The 19,025-nt window shown below is 46.2% G+C and carries 15 protein-coding genes; 7 read left to right on the top strand and 8 right to left on the bottom strand.

The features are described from left to right. Positions 1-62: 62 nt before the first annotated feature. From QM657_RS18215 to QM657_RS18195, 5 genes are all read right to left on the bottom strand, one after another. Positions 63-1,763: a DUF2264 domain-containing protein gene (locus tag QM657_RS18215; RefSeq protein WP_415068124.1), complete on the bottom strand. Its 1,701-nt coding sequence runs from the start codon at positions 1,761-1,763 to the stop codon at positions 63-65. 61 nt (positions 1,764-1,824) lie between these two features. Further along, positions 1,825-3,006 (bottom strand): glycoside hydrolase family 88 protein, encoded by a 1,182-nt coding sequence (locus QM657_RS18210; RefSeq protein WP_415068123.1) that lies wholly within the window; start codon positions 3,004-3,006, stop codon positions 1,825-1,827. Positions 3,007-3,022: 16 nt separating this feature from the next. Next, the gene (locus QM657_RS18205; RefSeq protein ID WP_415068122.1) at positions 3,023-3,859 is read right to left on the bottom strand and encodes a carbohydrate ABC transporter permease; all 837 of its coding nucleotides are present in this window, start codon (positions 3,857-3,859) and stop codon (positions 3,023-3,025) included. Positions 3,860-3,877: 18 nt separating this feature from the next. Further along, positions 3,878-4,945 carry a carbohydrate ABC transporter permease gene (locus tag QM657_RS18200; RefSeq protein WP_415068121.1) on the bottom strand — a complete coding sequence of 356 codons (1,068 nt, stop codon included), beginning with the start codon at positions 4,943-4,945 and terminating at the stop codon, positions 3,878-3,880. A gap of 86 nt (positions 4,946-5,031) precedes the next feature. Beyond that, positions 5,032-6,378, bottom strand: a complete 1,347-nt coding sequence (locus QM657_RS18195) for an ABC transporter substrate-binding protein (protein ID WP_415068120.1) — start codon at positions 6,376-6,378, stop codon at positions 5,032-5,034. Positions 6,379-6,701: 323 nt separating this feature from the next. On the opposite strand from QM657_RS18195, the gene QM657_RS18190 reads away from it, so the two are divergent. Genes QM657_RS18190 through QM657_RS18180 form a run of 3 tightly spaced genes read left to right on the top strand, consistent with a single transcriptional unit; the run spans position 6,702 to position 12,016 of the window. Then, positions 6,702-8,582, top strand: a complete 1,881-nt coding sequence (locus tag QM657_RS18190) for a sensor histidine kinase (protein ID WP_415068119.1) — start codon at positions 6,702-6,704, stop codon at positions 8,580-8,582. Then, positions 8,579-10,195, top strand: a complete 1,617-nt coding sequence (locus QM657_RS18185) for a response regulator (protein WP_415068118.1) — start codon at positions 8,579-8,581, stop codon at positions 10,193-10,195. The genes QM657_RS18190 and QM657_RS18185 overlap by 4 nt, the downstream gene beginning before the upstream one ends. Positions 10,196-10,207: 12 nt before the next feature. Beyond that, a complete protein-coding gene (locus tag QM657_RS18180; RefSeq protein WP_415068117.1) occupies positions 10,208-12,016 on the top strand; it encodes a heparinase II/III family protein in 1,809 nt (602 codons plus the stop codon). Between the two features lie 131 nt (positions 12,017-12,147). On the opposite strand, the gene rsmH is transcribed toward QM657_RS18180, so the two are convergent. Continuing rightward, positions 12,148-13,197, bottom strand: coding sequence for a 16S rRNA (cytosine(1402)-N(4))-methyltransferase RsmH (gene rsmH / locus QM657_RS18175; protein WP_415068116.1), 1,050 nt, complete (start codon positions 13,195-13,197; stop codon positions 12,148-12,150). Positions 13,198-13,220: 23 nt separating this feature from the next. Then, positions 13,221-13,790, bottom strand: a complete 570-nt coding sequence (locus QM657_RS18170) for a DNA-3-methyladenine glycosylase I (protein ID WP_415068115.1) — start codon at positions 13,788-13,790, stop codon at positions 13,221-13,223. A gap of 201 nt (positions 13,791-13,991) precedes the next feature. On the opposite strand from QM657_RS18170, the gene QM657_RS18165 reads away from it, so the two are divergent. Then, positions 13,992-15,314 (top strand): MATE family efflux transporter, encoded by a 1,323-nt coding sequence (locus QM657_RS18165; RefSeq protein ID WP_415068114.1) that lies wholly within the window; start codon positions 13,992-13,994, stop codon positions 15,312-15,314. A 2-nt stretch (positions 15,315-15,316) separates the two neighbouring features. Here the strand turns inward: QM657_RS18165 and QM657_RS18160 are convergent, their stop codons facing one another. Further along, positions 15,317-16,231 carry a LysR family transcriptional regulator gene (locus tag QM657_RS18160; protein ID WP_415068113.1) on the bottom strand — a complete coding sequence of 305 codons (915 nt, stop codon included), beginning with the start codon at positions 16,229-16,231 and terminating at the stop codon, positions 15,317-15,319. Positions 16,232-16,375: 144 nt separating this feature from the next. On the opposite strand from QM657_RS18160, the gene QM657_RS18155 reads away from it, so the two are divergent. The 3 genes from QM657_RS18155 to QM657_RS18145 form a co-directional block, all read left to right on the top strand. Continuing rightward, positions 16,376-17,629 (top strand): ABC transporter substrate-binding protein, encoded by a 1,254-nt coding sequence (locus QM657_RS18155; RefSeq protein ID WP_415068112.1) that lies wholly within the window; start codon positions 16,376-16,378, stop codon positions 17,627-17,629. Beyond that, positions 17,626-18,327: a GTP-binding protein gene (locus QM657_RS18150; RefSeq protein ID WP_415068111.1), complete on the top strand. Its 702-nt coding sequence runs from the start codon at positions 17,626-17,628 to the stop codon at positions 18,325-18,327. The genes QM657_RS18155 and QM657_RS18150 overlap by 4 nt, the downstream gene beginning before the upstream one ends. Beyond that, a partial coding sequence (locus tag QM657_RS18145; protein ID WP_415068110.1) for an ATP-binding cassette domain-containing protein occupies positions 18,324-19,025 on the top strand: 702 nt, incomplete at its 3' end. The genes QM657_RS18150 and QM657_RS18145, both read left to right, overlap by 4 nt.

The following is a 19,025-nucleotide window of genomic DNA, read 5'->3' as shown; positions in this document are numbered from 1 at the left end:
CATGAACCTATTATACAGCGAAAAAGTTTTAAAATCAACGAGCCGCCCTTTAGAAACATTTCTCAGAAAATGAAACTCTCCACCTTTGTCTCCAGCCTCACTGTTTCTCCTTTTTTAATCCGGTAAGAAACCGCCGGGATAGAGCCATTGGGATAAAGCACATTGGTGTTGGGGTCAGCTTCGATCACCAGCCCCGCCGCCTCCGGACCTTCCCCTGATACCCTGCATGTCTGACCTTTATGGGACACAAAAGCGGTATTTTCTTCCGCCTTCTGTTCATAGCCCTCTGTAAATTTCTTCACGGAAAATCCGCAGTCATATGCTGTGCAGTCATACTGGCTGTAAATCTCATGGATTCTCAAATGACCGTACTCCCTGGGAATGACTGTAGAGGTAACCGTAATTCCGGGAAACGGATGCCATCTGCTGACCACTCTGTCAGGAAGAACTTCGTAGGAATCACTGTATTTTCGCACAAACACGTAATCGTCTCCGTCAATGACAAAGGCCAGAGCGGAATCAGGGGCATTTTCATGAAGCACGATCTGGCTTTTGGCAACGGAAAATCCAAACCGGGTGGAATAGGCGAACTTTGAATATTTTTCCGGAACATGACCGTGCCCGTACCGTTCGCACACTCCCGCCGGATAAGCGATCACATCTTTTCCATGGCGGTGCATGATCATATCCGCCTGCTTTAACATCTTCACGGTTTCCAGCCCTGGCAGCTCTTCTGCCTCTGCCTGCCAGAACGGGTGGTCATCGGGAAGACCCAGGCATAGAAGGGTTTTCATCCCCCAGTAAGGGGAGCCTGGGGCATTGTAACGCTCTGCCATGATCAGATTAGGGTATGCGTATCCGATGGTCAGGACACCATCCCGGTCAAATATCTTCTGCTCCAGCCACCAGTTTAAATGGCGGGACAATATGCCCTTTACAACGCCTGCCGGAATCTCATCAAGCCCTGCAAACACGTAGGCTGACCAGAACGCCGCTTCTCCAAACCGGTAGGAAAGGCTTCTTCCATAGGGAAGGGCGGAACCGTTTTCGTCGAACCAGTAAATGAAGTCCCTGGCAAAGACCTTTGCCCTCTCCTTAAAATTCAGACACCGCTCCGGGTCTTCATCCTCCATGGCAGCGGCATACAGCAGTCCGTAGTAATGAAGGGCAAAGGAAATGTAATAATCTTTCTGGCTGGAGCCGCCATCCCTGTACCAGCCTTCTCCGATGTAATAGCTTTCTATTTTCTCAAGACCGGAGGATAACCGCTCCTGGCTGTAGCGGCAGTCCAGTTTTTTGAGAGCGACGTTCACCAGAATCATAAAAAACTGCCAGTTGCAGTCCGGAATGATGTGTTCGTTAATGCCATAAAGCCATTTTGCCAGATTCTTTTTCCCTTCCTCACAAAGCGGCTCCCACAGCTTTTCCGGGGTAAAAATCAGGCCGCTGGCAATGGCCGCCATTTCCACAAACCTTTGGTCATAATCTCCAAAGCCGCCCCAGTATTCCGGGTGAGCCGGGTCGGTGCCATTTTCAAGACCTTTTAAGTAAATCTCTTCAAAGCCCTTTCCCCCGCCAAGCCACAAAGGGACTAACGCCCATAGGGGGCGGGAAAAGGCTTCCATCTCAATGCTGACCTCCGGATAGGTGACTCCGCTGTCTCCCAGATGGAGCCTGGCACACCCTGGGCTGTACAACGGCTTTAAAGGCTCTAATACCTGGAACATCCATTTCCGGAAGTCCTGCTTTGTTTCAAGTTTCATCTGTATTCGCCTCTTTTCGAATTATTTCGATTGAATTCTTCCAGTCCAATTGTTCCGATCATCACCAGTACGGATTCCAGTCTGCCGAAAACCTTGTCAATGCCTCCATATAAAAGTAATCTCCCCAGATGTTGCATTCATCCACCCCTTCCGGAGTACAGGTATTGTAAGGGGATTTCTTGGAATAAGTGCTGTGAAGCACCAGCCCGTTGGACCCCTTTAAGTCCTTTACCGAGTAGTTTTCCACCACGGATTCCATGATTTTTCCGGCTATGGAGGTATAACAGGCAGCATCTTCTTCGTCTAAATATTTAGCCATTTCCAGCATCCCGCAGACTGCAATGGAGGCGGAGGAGGAATCCCGCGGTTCAGCAGAGCCTTCTCCAAATTCCAGATCCCAGTAAGGAACCAGGTCTGAGGGAAGATGCTCCAGGAAATATCCGGTCACATTCTTAAAATCTTCAATATATTCCGGCCTCTTAGTATATCGGTATGCCATGGCACATCCATAGATACCCCATGCCTGACCTCTGGACCAGGCGGAACCATCCCGGTATCCCTGACAGGTTGCTCCATGATCCGGCGCGCCTGTTTCCATGTTCATGAAAAAAGTGTGCCAGGTGGAGTGATCTTCCCTTATGACGTTGGAAATCGCCGTATGAATGTGTTTTTCCGCTATATCCCTGTATTTCCTGTCCCCTGTTTCCTCAGCAGCCCAGTATAATAAAGGGAGGTTTAAAAGGCAGTCAATGATAAAACGGTAATTTTCAGGCTGGTTCATCGGTCCCCATGCCTGAATAAATTCTCCTAACGGCTGGAAACGGGTGATCAACTGGTCTGCCGCCTTAATGGCCGCTTCTCTTCCTGTCTCATCCCCCACCAGCTTACAGGCTGCCACGCAGGAAGGGGAATAGAGAAATCCCATATCGTGATGGTCAACCTCCACCTTCTTTTCAATCCGGTCTAAAAAGCTTTTTGCCTGAACCAGCCCTGCTTTTTTTAACTGCTCATCGCCGCTCCATTCATAAGCCAGCCATATCTGCCCGGTCCAGAAGCCGGTTGTCCAGTTCACATTAGGCGTAGGCTTATAAAATCCGTCTTCACTGTATGCCTTTTTAAAATCATCAGTGAATTCCTTTAAGTTTTCTTTTACCTGCTTTACGGCAAAATCCATGGCCTCCCGGCATCTCTCTTTGGTAAGCTCCGGTTTTCCCTTTAAAAGTGCTTCTATTTTTTCATTCATAACTTTCTCTCCTCTCTTATCCTTTTACTCCTGTTGCCGCCACTCCCTCTACAAAATACTTTTGCAGGGATAAAAATACGATGAGGACCGGAATTAAGGAAAGGACTGAGGCTGCCATGATCAGGCCGTATTCCGAGCTGTACTGGCTGATGAACATTTTCAGTCCAAGCTGGAGGGTTTTCTTTGCCTCTGTCTTTAAATAAATCAAGGGGCCTAAAAAATCGTTCCAGGTGTTTACAAAGGTGAAAATCATCAAGGTGGACAGTGCCGGTTTTGACAAGGGAAGCATGATCCTGGAGTAAATCTGGTACTCCGTCATGCCGTCGATTCTGGCTGCCTCGCAAAGCTCATCGGGAATGCCCTGGTAGAACTGGCGCATCATAAAAACGCCGAATGCGGAAAATGCCTGAAGGAAAATAATAGCCAGATGGGAGTCGTTTAACCCGAAATTTCTCATCATCATGAACTGGGGAACCATGTATACCTGCCACGGAACCGCAATGGTTGCGATATAGGCCATAAATAAGGTGTTTCTATATTTGAATTTCAGCTTTGCAAAAGCATAGGCGGCAAAGCTGCTGGTCAAAAGCTGTAAAAATGTGACGATAAAAGTGATCTTCACCGTATTGGTCACAAATTTCATCAGGGGGATTTTCACCCAGATATCCAGATAATTCCGCCATCTGGGATTTTCCGGTATCCACTGAATGGGAAACACGAATACGTCTTTATCCAATTTTAAAGAGGCGGACACCATCCATGCAAAGGGCACCAGCATCATGGCCGTCAAGAGGAACAGGACCGCGTAGAGGAGGCATTTGTTGATTTTATAATTTGTACTTTTTATCTTCATAATCTTATCCTCCTTCTTTTAATTGGCATACTTCTTCTCACCGTTAAACTGAACCAGGGTGATGAGAAGCACCATTAAGAACAATACCATGGCAACCGCGCTGGCATAGCCTAAGTTCCAGTTGCGGAATGCCTCTTCGTAAATATGGTAGACCAAAACCATTGCCTGAGAGCTCACAATGCCGTTGGAGCCGCCTGCCAGCATGTATACGATATCGTAAACTTTAAAGCAGTTGATGGTCAGTATAATGGTCACAAAGAAGGTGGTGGGCTGAAGCTGGGGCCATGTGATATAGCGGAATTTCTGCCAGGAATTGCAGCCGTCAAGGCTTGCGGCCTCGTATAATTCCCCGTTGATTCCCTGAAGCCCTGCCAGATAAATGACCATGTAATAGCCCATATTTTTCCATACGCTGAACAGCACAATGGTGAACATGACCCAATGGGGGTCTGCCGCCCACTTTGGCAGGCTTTTTGCATTGACGCCCAGTTGGTAGAGGATCATGTTAACGGGACCGCTTTTTTGAGGGCTGAACAGCATGTTCCACACGGCTGCCACCGCCACCAGAGAAGCCACATAAGGGAAAAAGCTCACGGTACGGAAGAAATTTCTCCCTTTTATTTTCTGGTTTAAAACTACGGCCAACCCCAGTGCGCTGACTAAGGTAGATGGCACTGTTGCAATACAGTAGACAACGGTATTTACAAAAGAAGAACGGAATCTGGAGTTTCCAAGCATATCCAGAAAGTTCTTAAGCCCGGTAAATTCCATGGGGCTGTTTCCATCCCACTTCATCAGTCCCAGGACAAAGGCAAAAATAATGGGGCCAAGAGTAAAGAGCGCAAACCCTAAAAAGTTAGGGATAATGAAGGAGTATGCAATCATATCCCTCTTTTCCTGACGGGTGAACCGCTCTCCTGTCCGGATTTTTTTAATTTTTTCATCTATTGTCTCGATTTTCGCAATGAGGCTTTCACGCTTTCCGGTTTTCTGGGCGCCTTTTAATAAAAGGCTCAGGGCTTCCCGTTTTTTGCTTAATGCCGCGATCTTTTCCTGCTTTTGCGCTTCTGTTATTGTCTTCGCCATGTGTCATCCTCCCTTTCCTTTACAAATTCTCTTTAAATGAGGCGGGCCTTTTGCTGCCCGCCTCTGTTCTGTATACGTTTTACTGCTTACTGGCCTAAAATGGCGCTCACTTTTTCGTTCATTTCAGCAATTCCGTCGTCTACGGACATGCCGCCTGTCATAATTGCATCGTGTGCTTCATTTAAAATGATTTCGATTTCAGAGCTCTTTGCGTTAACCGGCATTTCTAAGTACAGATTGGAAGTATTGAGAGCTTCCACACTGGTTCCGTCTTCCTTGGGGAATCCGTCTGCGCTTGATACGAGATCAGCTACTGTGCTGTTCATAACAGCCGGAATCGTGCCTGTTTTTGCAAGGATTTCTGCTCCGTCTTTTCCGCTGACAAAGTTGATGAATTCCCATGCCAGGTCCTTATTGGGTGCGTTGGACGGAATTGCCAGAGCGGTGATGGTTGCAAGGGTGGAGCCCGGTTCAACGCCTTCTGCGTGAGGATATTTTGCAATTCCCCAGTTGCTGACATCGGTGTATTCTCCGGTGCGGATTTTTTCCATTAAGGTGGAGATAAACCATGTCCCCATGTTCATGGTGGCAACGTTACCCTGTGCAAATGCGGCGGAGTAATGGAGTCCGCTTGTCTTTAAGGTAGCATAATCCTGAGCCACCCCATCCTCCTGCTGGTTGAGAACCATTTCATAGTAAGGTTTTAAGAAGTCATACGTTCCGTCTAAAATGGTGTGCTTGCCGTCTAAAACGCCGAAAAGCTGTACGGCTGATCTCCATGTGTGATAATGGGAACCGAAAACTTCCTGTCCGGGAGTGTCAACGGCCAGACTTCTTGCCATGGCATCATACTGCTCAAAGGTCATGTCATTGGTCGGATATGCAACGCCTGCTGCATCAAATATATCTTTGTTGTAGAACATAACCCAGAAGTCATTGCGGAAGGGAAGCTCATATAATTTCCCGTCAACTGTGATCTGGTCTGTAAGACCCTTGTACTGGGTTAAATCAACTCCTGCGGACTGTATGTAGCTGTCCAGAGGCTCTAACACGCCCTTATTGACGAGAGTCATATAACCGGGAACGTCTTTTACGGTGACAACATCAAAGTCAGACCCGCTTCCTGTCAGCTCTGTTGCCAGAACCGTCTGATAATCGGTAGAGCCTAAATCCACCATCTCTATTTTTACATCGGGATTAGCCGCTTCAAAGGCATCGATCAGAGGCTGGTAATAGGTGGTCGCGCTGATATCCCATACAGACCATCTTAAGGTCGTCTGTCCCCCTGTTGCTGCTGTAGTTTCTGCTGTTGTCTCCGCTTTTGAACTTTCTGCGCTCGCTGCTGTTGTTTCCGCAGAACCGCCGCCGCATCCGGCCAGGCTGGCTGCTGCCAGTGCACATGCCAGAGCAATGCTGAGTGTTCTTTTTTTCATTGTATTCCCTCCTGATTTGAATTTGTTTTCCAGTAAACCGGTCTTGTTTTCCCAGGCATTTACCATAACTGAATTATAGCGGAAACCCGGATTGTAAAGAATGGAATATATCTCGATAAAATGTTCATTTATTGTTCATATTTTTTCCTGCCTTTTGAAAACATGTATTTTTTTATGATAAGCGGTCAAATTTCTCTTTTGTATACAAATTGACATGATTTCAATGAAAAATCGGCTGTTTTTTTATTGACATTTGACAGGAAATACGCTAACTTTGTATTGATTCACCCCTTAAACACTACTTTTAAGAAGGGAACTTAACCATGTGGAAACCATTCAGCCCAAAGACCATACGGGGCAAAATCATGCTTCTTACGGCGGCTATCACCCTGCTCATCACTGTTTTGACCACAACGGTCTGCTTCTCGGTATTCCAGTCTTTTTTGAGAAAAAACCAGATTCAGTCCACGGAATTCAGCCTCCAGGTGGTGAGCAACAACATTGCTGCGGATATGAAGGATATCATCTATTTCAGTAAATGGTGCTTTTCCAATGACACCATACTGGATTATTTAGAAACCTTTAAAAACCAGGATAAGCTCCCCACCATTTCCAAAGACAGGGACAGCTTACGCCCTGTGGCCCTTTCCACTCACAGCCGTTTGAAAGAAGAATACTACCGATCCAATGAATACATGTCAAGGGTCATCATTTCCTCCAATAATATAAATAATTTTCTCCAGGTCTCCGCAGCAGCTAACGATTCCCCCTCCTATTCAGCCAAAGCCATCAGCCAGGAAAGCTTTTTTAACCGGCTTTATGAAGCCAATGATTTTCTCTGGATCGGCCTGGTGAAAGATTCCCTTCCAAAAACCAGCAGGGAACCATACATCCCAATTGTGCGCCCGGCCTACAATAAATTTGATTCAGAAATCATCGGCTGGACGTATGTGGAAATCTCCTCCCGGCTTTTTACGGACTACTTATCCGCCTATCCCCTTCCTTCGGACAGCATGCTTTTCATCACTCTGGGGGAAAAGACTTATGAATTTCATAAAGGCGGCTGGCAGGAAGTCCAAAAGCCCTATACAAATGAGGAGAAGCTGGCTGAAAACAACGCTTTATCAAAAGGAACCCAGGTTCTTTCCATAACCATGAACGGCGGGGAGAAACGGATTTTGGTGGAACGCCCGGTGGAAGGGATGGAGGGCTGGAGCTTATCACAAGTCCTTTCGGAACAGCAGTTCAGCCAGCAGAAGTATTTATACACGCTCCTGATCATGGGAATCTGCTTTGCCATCGTCTCTCTCGGCGTTTTGCTGGTCTTTCTCTTAAACAGGATTATTATGGAGCCCATCCGCAAGCTCAGCAGGAAAATCGACGATATCTCTGCCGGGGATTTCTCCATGGACCGGTCTATGGAATGGGATCATGAGCTGGGACAGGTTGGCCGTGGAATCAACAACATGTCTGAAAACATTGTCACCCTGATGGAAAAACGGGTGGATGACGAAAAGCAGAAAAAGGACTTGGAGTACCAGATTCTCCAAAGCCAGATCAACCCCCATTTTCTCTATAATACCTTAAACTCCATCAAATGGATGGCAACGATCCAGAATGCAGGCGGAATCGCAGACATGATCACCGCCCTTGCAAGACTTTTAAAAAATATATCAAAAGGAACTTCTTCCATGATATCCTTAAAGGAAGAGCTGGCTCTCGTAAAGGATTATTTCCTGATCCAGCAGTACCGGTACGGGGGCGGCGTTGCCATCGAATATTCCATTGAATCCGAGGATTTATATGACTGTGAAATTCACCGCTTCACCTTGCAGCCCATTATAGAAAACGCCCTGTTCCACGGAATCGAGCCAAAGGGAATGGCCGGAACCATTGCAGTGACAGCCGAAACCGCCGCGGTTTCTTCTCAAAAAGCCTTAAAAATAACCGTAAGGGACAACGGCGTGGGCATGTCCCAGGATACCATAGACAGGATTCTTCTTGAGGATGGGGATGCCCAGAACAAGACCGAATTTTTCCGCCACGTTGGAATCAATAACGTGAACAAACGGATTCAGCACGATTTTGGCCCTGAGTACGGTATCACCATTACAAGCCGGCCGGGGGATTTTACCGCCATGACCATTTTAAGACCGTATGTGATTCATTTGGAAAATACATCATCAGGAAAGGAGGACTTATGATAAAACTATTGATCGCAGATGATGAGCCTTTGGTTCAGATCGGAATAAAATCCATGTTAAACTGGCCGGATTACGGGATCGAAATCTGCGGTGCCGCCATGAACGGGAAAAATGCCCTGGAAATGATCGCAGAGTATTCTCCTGAGATCGTCATTACGGACATCCGGATGCCCATTATGAACGGGCTGGAGCTGGCAAAGGCCTGCCGGGAAACGTATGGGAACATCCCTGTTTTCATATTTCTCACCAGCTATGAGGAATTCCAGCTCATTAAGGAGGCCATGTCCTATGAGGCGGTGGACTATTTGATCAAGCTGGAATTAAACGCCGAAGCTCTGTCAGAAACCATTAAAAAAGCCCTTTCCCGTCTGGAAACCCTCCAGGTTTCCATGGAGTATAAAAATTCAGGACGCCCTCTTTTACAGAGCTATTATGAGAAATTTTTCATGCGGCTCTTGCATAATCTCTTTGACAGCGAGGAACAGTTTGAACTGCAAGCCAGGGATTTAAAACTGGATTTTACGGATCAATGCTATTTTACCGCACTTTGTGAGATCAGGGAAGAAGACCGCAAGGATATGGATTATACAAAGCTCATGAATTTATATAACAGCACCTTGCAGATGGCAAGGGAAATCATCTGCAAGCATGTTCCTGCCTATGTGATTTCCCTCGATATGAAGCATTTTGCAGTGATCTTCCACCTTTCTTCCCAGGAAGATTATCGTAAAGAAGCCGTTTTACAGGCACTTCACAATGCCGCCCAGATGGTTCACAATTACTTTAATGTGACCGTCTTTACAGGAGTGGGAACGCCGGTGAGCCAGCCGTTAAAAATCAGCGAATCGTATCAGGAAGCCCGCCAGGCCAAAAGTCTGGCAGAAAACGGGCAGTCTGTGGCGTTTTTCACCGATAGTGATACGGCTTCTATCCGCAACTCCTTTAATATCTCTGTTTTTAAAAACGATATGACCAAGGCCTTTAACGAGTTTGACACCGATGTGCTGTTTCACGCCCTGACGGAAATCATCGGGCTGTTTGAGGCCCATCCGGCCCGTTATCTCCAGGCAGCAGATGGGGCCTGCAATCTCCTTTACTTAGCTCTCTCCCTTCTGCCTGACGGGGAAGAAAACATGACGGAGATATTCTCTTCCTACAGTGACGGCTACCGCTCCATCTACCGTTTTTCCAGCGTGGATCAGATTGTGGAATGGATGACCGTTTTCCGGGACGGGCTCTGTCAGGTGCTCAAGTCGAAAAGAAAGACCTACAAGGCCCATGTGATCACCAATGTGCAGAAATATATTGACAATCACGTATCAGAGAAGTTAAGCTTAAACGAGGTGGCCGGGGTTTTTGGATTAAGCCCCAATTACTTAAGCATTCTCTTTAAAAAGAACAGCAGTCTGGGCTTTTCCGAATACATTGCCCAGGCAAAAATCAACAAGGCGAAATCCCTGCTCTTAGAAGAGGATATGAAAATATATGAGGCAGCGGACGAGCTTGGCTTTGAAAGCGCTTTTTACTTCAGCAAAGTATTTAAAAAGGTCACCGGACTTTCCCCCAGGGAGTTCATACAGCAAAATACCATCAGCCCTCAGAAAAATGATTAAGGAGCACACACCATGATTACTGAATTTGCAGACAGCCTGAAAAACCCCTTAACTGCCTTTACCCCTTATCCTCCTGCCTCTGACCGGAATGCCTGGGAAAGCCTTCCCCCGGACTTAAGAGAGCAGCTCATAAAAAACGGAGAAGAACTTCTGGACTTTCATTACCCCTCTCTCACTGCCACAGATTATATGGATTTTTCCAGAACCGGAAACAGGAGCCGTTTTCAGGACAAGCTGTTTTTGAGAAGAACGGCGCTGAACGGTCTCGTTCTGGCTGAATGTGCAGAGCATGAGGGACGTTTTCTTGATGATATTATAAACGGACTTTATATGATCTGCGAGGAAAACGCCTGGCAGCTTCCCGCCCATAATGCCTATATCCGTGATACCCCCCAGTTCATCCTGCCTGATGTGACCCGGCCTGTCATTGACCTGTTTGCAGCGGAAACAGCGTCTGTACTGGCTGTTGCGGAATACTTACTGAGGCAGGAGCTTTCAACTGTCAGCCCTTTTCTTTCCAGGATGATCAATAAAAATCTGGAAGAGCGGATTTTTACCCCTTATCTGGAACAGCATTTCTGGTGGATGGGGGATGGAAGAAGCAAAATGAACAACTGGACGGTCTGGTGTACCCAGAACGTGCTTTTAGCCGCTTTCACCAGGGAGCTGGACGAATCTAAAAAGCGGCAGATCGTGGAAAAAGCATGCAAAAGTATAGATTATTTTCTGAACGAATACGGGGAAGACGGATGCTGTGACGAGGGAGCCCAGTATTACCGCCATGCCGGGCTGTGCCTGTTTAACGGCCTGGAGGTTTTAAACGGAATTTCCGGCAATGCGTTCCTTCCTGTCTATGATACAGAAAAAGTCAAGAATATTGCTTCTTATATTTTAAATGTCCATGTGGACGGCATTTATTATGTGAATTTTGCCGACTGTTCTCCTGTTGCCGGACGGTGCAACGCCAGAGAATTCTTATTCGGCAGGCGGACCCATAACAGGGAGCTGATGGCCTTTGCCGCATCGGATTACCAGAACAGCGAAGACCCTTTGACAAAGGATGAGCACAATTTATTTTACCGGCTTCAAACCGTATTTGCTCACGGGGAAATGATGGAATTTGAGAAAAATCCGCAAATTTCCCATAAGGATTTCTGGTATGAAAGCGTGGGAATCTTTATGGCGCGGGATGAGCATCTTTATCTGGCAGTGAAGGCCGGGGACAACGATGACAGCCACAATCACAATGATACAGGGAGCTTTACCATCTATAAGGATGGAAAGCCAATGTTCATTGATATTGGCGTGGAAACGTATACAAAAAAGACCTTTTCTCCTGACCGCTACGATATCTGGACCATGCAGTCACGTTACCATAACCTTCCCACATTTTTTGATGGAGAGACGGAAATTATGGAAGAGGCAGGGGCAGAGTACCGGGCGGAAGAAGTCTCCTACCGGCTTGGGGACTCTGTTTGCAGCATCTCCATGAATTTAGCGACGGCGTATCCTGATGAGAGGATTCTTTCTTATGAGCGCAGTGCCGTGCTGGAGAAGGGGAAACAGATCACGATACGCGACCATTATGAAGGGGAACTTCCCAATCCGGTATTATCTCTTATGTTTTATGACGAGCCGGTTTTAAACGGAAATTCCGTACAGGTGGGGAATCTGGGAAGCTTTACCGTTGAAGGAGCGTCAGAAATAAGAAAAGAAGTGATTCCCATTACAGATGAACGGTTAAAAACAGCCTGGAAACACGACGTTTACCGGCTGTTGGTCACTATGGAAAAGCAGGATCTGGTTTTAACCGTTCAATAGAAAAACAACGCTTAAAAATATGAAATAGGGAAATGGTTTGCCAGCCGGCAAGGTTTAAAAAGTTCTGACAAAGCAGATAAAACAGATAAGGTCCGGGAAATCACACTGGACCTTATCTGTTTTTATCTCATCTAAGCCTTTATAGCCCACCTCATTTTAGTGGAACGGGCGCGGGGATTTCTGTTGCACTCTTCTGCTGACGGACGGATCACTTCCTCAGAAATCTCGCTGTAAACTCCCGCCTTTTTTAAGTCCTTAAAAGATTTTTTAACAAGCCTGTCCTCTCCGGAATGAAAGGTCAAAATAGCCGCACGGCCTCCTTCGGCGAGAATGCCCGGCAGCTTTTCAAGAAAACTGTACAGCACTTCGTATTCGTTATTTACATCAATTCTCAAAGCCTGAAAGGTTCTCTGACACGATTTTTTAACAGCTTCTTTCCTGTCACTCTCCGGCACAATTTCCAGTGCCTTGCTGATCGCTTCCCGCAGTTTCGTTGTGGTATCGATCTCATTTCCCCTTTTTATCTCATTTACAATCCGTTTTGAAATTTCTTCCGCATAAGGCTCATCCGAATTTTCAAGAAGCATGCCCCGCAGTTCCTCCTGGGAAATGGTTCGTATCCGCTCTGCTGCTGAAATCCCCTTTTCCGGATTTAAGCGCAGATCAAGGGGGCCTTCTGTTTTAAAAGAAAATCCTCTGTCCGGATTGTCAATCTGCATGGAAGAAACGCCTAAGTCTGCCAGCACAAAATCAAAGGGGCCCCCTTCTTCTGCCACCTGATCGATGTTGGCAAAATTAAGCTGTCTGATGGTTAAAATTTCAGGACCGTAGCCTGCCTGGGCTAAACGTTCCCTCGTTTTGACAATCTCAATGGGGTCCACATCAAGGGCATACATATGGCCTTCTGACTCCAGGCACTTTAACATTTCCTGGGTGTGGCCGCCGTAGCCAAGGGTTGCATCAAGCCCTTTTTGACCGGGTTTGATTTGAAGAAATTCCAGGATTTCATTGACGCAGATGGAAATGTGCATGCCCGCAGGCGTGCTTCCCTTCTGAATCACTTTTTCAATGGTATCCCCGTACCTTTCCGGCTGCTGTTCCTTATATTTTTCCTGAAATGTTTTTGGGTGAGTTCCTTTATAGCGGACACGGCGCTTGTGATTTGATTCCTTGCTTTCCATGATTACCTCTTTCTCGTTTATAATTAGCTGCGTTTATAAAAGGCGCAGGCAGTCAAATGATCATTGACCATTCCAACTGACTGCATAAATGCATAAACCGTGGTACTGCCCACAAATTTAAAGCCTTTCTTTTTTAAGTCCTTGCTCATGGCATCTGAGACCGGGGTGTTGGCCGGAATTTCCTCGCTCCGGGACCATGAATTGATGACAGGCTGATAATTGACAAATGACCATACGTAGTTGTCCAGAGAACCGTATTCTTCGCAGATTTTAAAATATATCTTTGCGTTGTGGACCGCTGCGTTTACCTTCTTCCTGTTTTTGATGATTCCGTCATGATGCAAAAGAGCCTCTATTTTGGCATCATCATAGGTCACAAGAACAGCCGGATCAAAATTGTCAAAGGCCTCACAGAGAGTGTCCATTTTCGCCAGAATCGTTGACCAGCTCAGTCCTGCCTGCTGTCCTTCCAGTATCAGCATTTTAAACAGTTTCTTATCATCATGGACGGGGATTCCCCATTCATTGTCGTGGTACTCCTGTTCCAATTTATTTTTTGCAGCCCAGTCACACCGCTTCACTTCATTCGCCATGGCTCCTCCTGTCTTTGACCTTCAAAATATGCTTTCATTTATTATACTAAATAAGTCAGAATCATTCTACCACAACTTTTCTCTTTGGCTCCTTACTGAAATATAGAATCAATAAAACAGAAGGATTTGACAAATAAGCCCATTGCTGATATGGTGAATATTCGATGTATTTATAAAATGAAGTGGCTGGGAGAGATAGAATTGAAAAACATTGATATGACAACCGGAAATCCAACAAAGAAAATACTGCTTTTTTCCTTACCGATTTTTTTAGGAAACGTGTTTCAGCAGATATACAGCATGTCGGACACCTTAGTGGTGGGGCGTTTTCTTGGAAAGGAAGCCCTGGCTGCCGTAGGCTCCTCTTCTGCCCTGGTGGTCTTTATTAATGCCATATTGATCGGCTTGTGCATGGGCAGCGGCATCCTGTTTGCAGAATTTTTCGGTGCAAAAAAATATAAGCAATTATCTGATGCTGTTTCCACCACTGTGATTTTTATTTTCAGCGTGACGGTATTTATTTCCGCTGTCTGTTTGATCTTTTTAGACCCTCTCGTCCGCATGTTTCAGGTGCCGGAGGATGCCCTTTTGCTCTCGAAAAGCTATCTGCGCATTATTTTTGCCGGGCTTCCTTTTATGTTTTTGTATAATATCGCTTCTGCTGTTTTGCGGGCAGCGGGTGATTCCAAAACTCCTTTGATTTTTCTCATTCTGGCATCTGTGATTAACGTTGCCTTTGACTTTATTCTGGTGATTTATACGCCCCTTGGCGTAAAAGGGCCGGCCTGGTCCACCTTTGCCGCACAATTGTTTTCAGGTGTCCCGCTGTGTTTATTCGCTCTGAAAAAGCTGGATTTTCTGGACATTGGCTTTCACTTTCATAAGTCAATCTTCATCAGGGTCGCCAAGTACTCGCTGTTGACTTCCTTACAGCAGTCAATTATGAATTTCGGCATTCTGCTGGTACAGGGGCTGGTCAACTCCTTTGGAATCGTGGCAATGGCATCGTTTACCGCAGGGGTGAGAATTGATGCCTTTGCCTATATGCCTGCCCAGGACTTTGGAAATGCCTTTGCCACTTATATTGCCCAGAATAAGGGCGCAAAGAAAACAGAGCGCATAAGAGAAGGTTTCCGCTCTGCCCTTCTCTGTGCCACAATTTTCTGCGGACTCATATCCGCAGCCGTGTGCTTTTTCGCCCCTGATCTCATCGCCCTGTTCGTTCCTGACGATGCGGCTGTCATAGAAACCGGAGTACAGTATCTGCGCATTGAAGGGGCTTTTTATGTGCTGATTGGATATCTGTTTTTGCACTATGGCTTTTACCGCGGTCTGGGGCACTTTTATACATCAACCGTGCTGACCCTGGTTTCCCTGGGGATACGTGTGGTATTCTCCTATGCCCTCGTGTGGCTGGGATTTGGCCTCAGCAGTATCTGGTGGAGCATTCCCATCGGATGGGCATTGGCGGATGGAGCAGGTTTTATCCGGTATTTTAAACTGAAAAAAAGCAGAATTCTTTAAAACTATGCCTTATAATAAGAATCAACGTACTCCCGCAGCAGCGTAATATAACGCTCTCCAAGAGGGCTTAACTGGCTTCCTTCGTTATAAACATAGCCGATATCCATGGTTTCCTCACTTTTTAAAGGGATGGACACGATATCCGTTCCGTTTAAATCCCTGCTGAGGATGCCGGAAGAAATGGTGTATCCGTCAATGCCGATCAGCAGATTAAAAAGGGTGGCACGGTCGGAAACCACAATGCTTTTGGGACTGAATTCCACGCTGTGCAGCTCCTCTGAAAAGTAAAAGGAATTGTTGATTCCCTGCTCATAGGTAAGGCGGGGGTAATCGGCCAGATCGTCCAGGGTGACCCATTCCTTTTTCACCAGAGGGTTTTTGCTGCTGACAAAGACGTGAGGCTGTGCGGTAAAAAGAGAGACAAAACGCAGGCTGTTTTCACGCAGAATGCGCCTTATCACGTCACAGTTAAACTGGCTCATATACAGGATTCCCAGCTCACTGCGCCTTGTGCGCACATCCTCAATAATATCAAAGGTCCGCGACTCTCTCAGAGAAAATTCATACTGGGCCTGTCCGTATTCCCGTATCAGGCTCACAAAAGCGTTGACCACAAAGGCATAGTGCTGCGCGGAAATGGCAAAGACCCGGCGCACCGGAGTATTCTGCTTATACTGCTGTTCCAAAAGCTCTGCCTGTTCAACGACCTGACGGGCATAGGGCAAAAATTTTGTCCCTTCCTCAGATAAGGTCACCCCTCTGTTGGTGCGGTGAAATATTAAAATCCCCATTTCCTTTTCCAGCTCCGCAACGGCTTTGGAAAGGCTGGGCTGGGTGATGAAGAAGGTCTGTGCTGCCGTGTGAAAGGAACCTGTCTGTGCGATCTGTATGATATATCTTAATTGCTGCAGCGTCATCTGTTTCCTCCTGATAAATTATATCATTTTGTCTTTTTTTAATTTTCCCGTTTGTTGTATTTACAACGCACAAACAGGAAATCATATGCTATCATGAGTATATCATATAACTTTGACGTTATCACCAGAGAAAGGACGAAAAAAATGGCAAACTATTTTAAAGCTTCCGATACCATTTATGATATAACCGAAAAATACCCTGAGACCATTGGACTGTTTGTTTCAAACGGTTTTGAAAATTTAAACGACCCGGCCATGCGCAGCACCCTTGGAAAGAGCATTACCCTTGAAATGGCTTTAACCATGAGAAAGCTGAATCAGGAAATTTTTATAGAGAAGCTGGAAGAAGTCATCGAACAGAATCTTCCAAGCTTTACCTCCGGCCTCACCCCTATGAAGAAGGAAGACGGCGGGGATATCCGCATTGAAGGCGTACTTCCCTGCCCTATCCGTCTTCCTCTTTTAGAAAAATTTGAAGCCTGGATGGAATCCCAGAAGGATTCCATGGATTACAAGGTGGACTACAATTTAAAATCCGCCAACTTAGGCCTTGACGATGTAAAAGAGCGGGTTATTGCCGCAGACGGCAATGCGGATGCTTTATCTGACCTCTATTTATCCGCAGGCTTTGACTTATTCTTTGATAAAAACCTGATGGGACGTTACCGGGAAGAAGGCGTATTTGAAGATATCTCCGGTGTAGAAAAGATCAATCCTGATTTTGACAATGACGCCATCTGCTTAAAGGATCCGAAAAACCAGTATTCCATCATCGGCGTTGTTGCGGCTGTCTTTATGGTAAACACCAATGTTTTAGGAGACCGCCCATTCCCTGAAAGCTGGGAAGATTTAATGAAGCCCGAATTTGAAAACAGTGTCAGCATGCCCATGAAGGATCTCGATATGTTCAATGCATTTTTACTGCATATCTACCGTCATTATGGGGAAGAGGGCATTAAAAAAATGGGGAAAGCCCTTTTGCACAACTTACATCCCGCTCAGATGGTGAAATCCCATATTAAAAAAGAAGGAACTACCGTTCCAACTGTTACCATTTCTCCTTATTTCTTTGCCAGCATGGCAGATGAGAAAAGCCCTATGCGCCCGGTATGGCCAAAGGATGGAGCTATCATAAGCCCGATTTTCCTTCTGGCAAAAGCCAGGAACAAAGATAAGGTGAAACCTTTTGTGGATTTCCTTTATTCTAAAGAAATCGGAGACATCATGGCCTCTAACGGAAAGTTCCCTTCCACCAATCCGCTGGTAGACAATCACTTAAAGCCGGAACAGAACTTCATGTGGCTTGGCTGGGATTATATTCACAGCCATGATATCGGAGAACTGATCAAAACCACAGAACAGATGTTTTACAAGGCAGCAGAAAAGGAGTCTTTATGAATTTAATTATATTTTCAGGCCCTCCCTCTTCCGGGAAGACCTCTGTCATCTTAAAAACCATTGCCTCCTTCCGGACCAGAAATATTAAGGTAGGCGTAGTAAAATTTGACTGTCTTTATACAGATGATGATATTGCTTATGAAAAAGCCGGAATACCGGTTAAAAAGGGCCTTTCCGGCGCCTTATGTCCAGACCACTTCTTCGCTTCCAACATTGAAGAGGTGGTAAACTGGGGCAACGAGGAAAAGCTGGATTTGCTCATCACAGAATCTGCCGGACTTTGCAACCGATGTTCTCCTTATTTAAGGGAAATCAAGGGAGTCTGCGTGATCGACAACCTTTCCGGCATCAATACACCGAAAAAAATCGGCCCTATGTTAAAGTCCGCTGACTTTGTCGTCATTACCAAGGGAGATATCGTTTCCCAGGCAGAGCGTGAGGTTTTCGCTTCCTGCGTAAGCTCCGTCAATCCCCGTGCCGTCACCATGCACGTAAACGGCCTGACAGGCCAGGGTGCCTATGAGCTGGGAAGCCTTCTCTACGATGAAAACCAGAACATCGAATCCGTTCAGGGCATGCAGCTTCGCTTCCCAATGCCTTCTGCTCTTTGCTCCTACTGTCTTGGAGAAACAAGAATCGGTGAAGCATTCCAGATGGGAAATGTTAAAAAAATTAATTTGGGGGCGGATAAGACATGATGAATTTAACTTTAGATCAACTGCTTAAGGAATACCCCTTTGCCTCAGCCTATTTTGAGCAGAACAAGCTGGATATCGAAGGATACGGGGATAAGACCTTTGAAGAATATTTAGATCATTTTACATTTGAAGAAGTGGAAGACCAGGCCATTGAAAAGGACAAGCTTCTGGCAAATCTTCCCATCTATATTGAACAGATGAAGGCATTTCTGGGCCTGGAAAAAGACAACCAGGTCATGTCCCTGACCATACTGGCCGGACACGATAAATCCGGTGTTTCAGAAGGCTTTTCAGAGCTTACGGTGGAAACTTCCCAGATCATTTCCATCGTAGGTCCTACAGGCTCCGGAAAAAGCCGCCTTCTGGCGGATATTGAATGGGCGGCACAAAACGACACGCCTACAGGCCGCAGCATTTTAATCAACGGCAAAAAGCCGGATAACAAGTGGCGTTTCTCTTCCAACAACAGGCTGGTAGCCCAGCTTTCCCAGAACATGAACTTCGTTATGGACCTTACGGTAGAGGACTTTTTAAAAATGCATGCCGTAAGCCGTCTGGTGGAAGACCCTCAGACTGTCATCGATCAGATTATTCTGGCCGCCAACAATCTGGCCGGAGAAAAGTTTGACTTAACCACTCCTGTTACCAGCTTGAGCGGAGGACAGTCCAGAGCTTTGATGATCGCGGATACCGCCATC

Source organism: Lacrimispora sp. (assembly GCF_047605665.1).
Classification (GTDB): Bacteria; Bacillota; Clostridia; order Lachnospirales; family Lachnospiraceae; genus Lacrimispora.
This window is presented reverse-complemented; position numbering and strand designations above follow the sequence as displayed.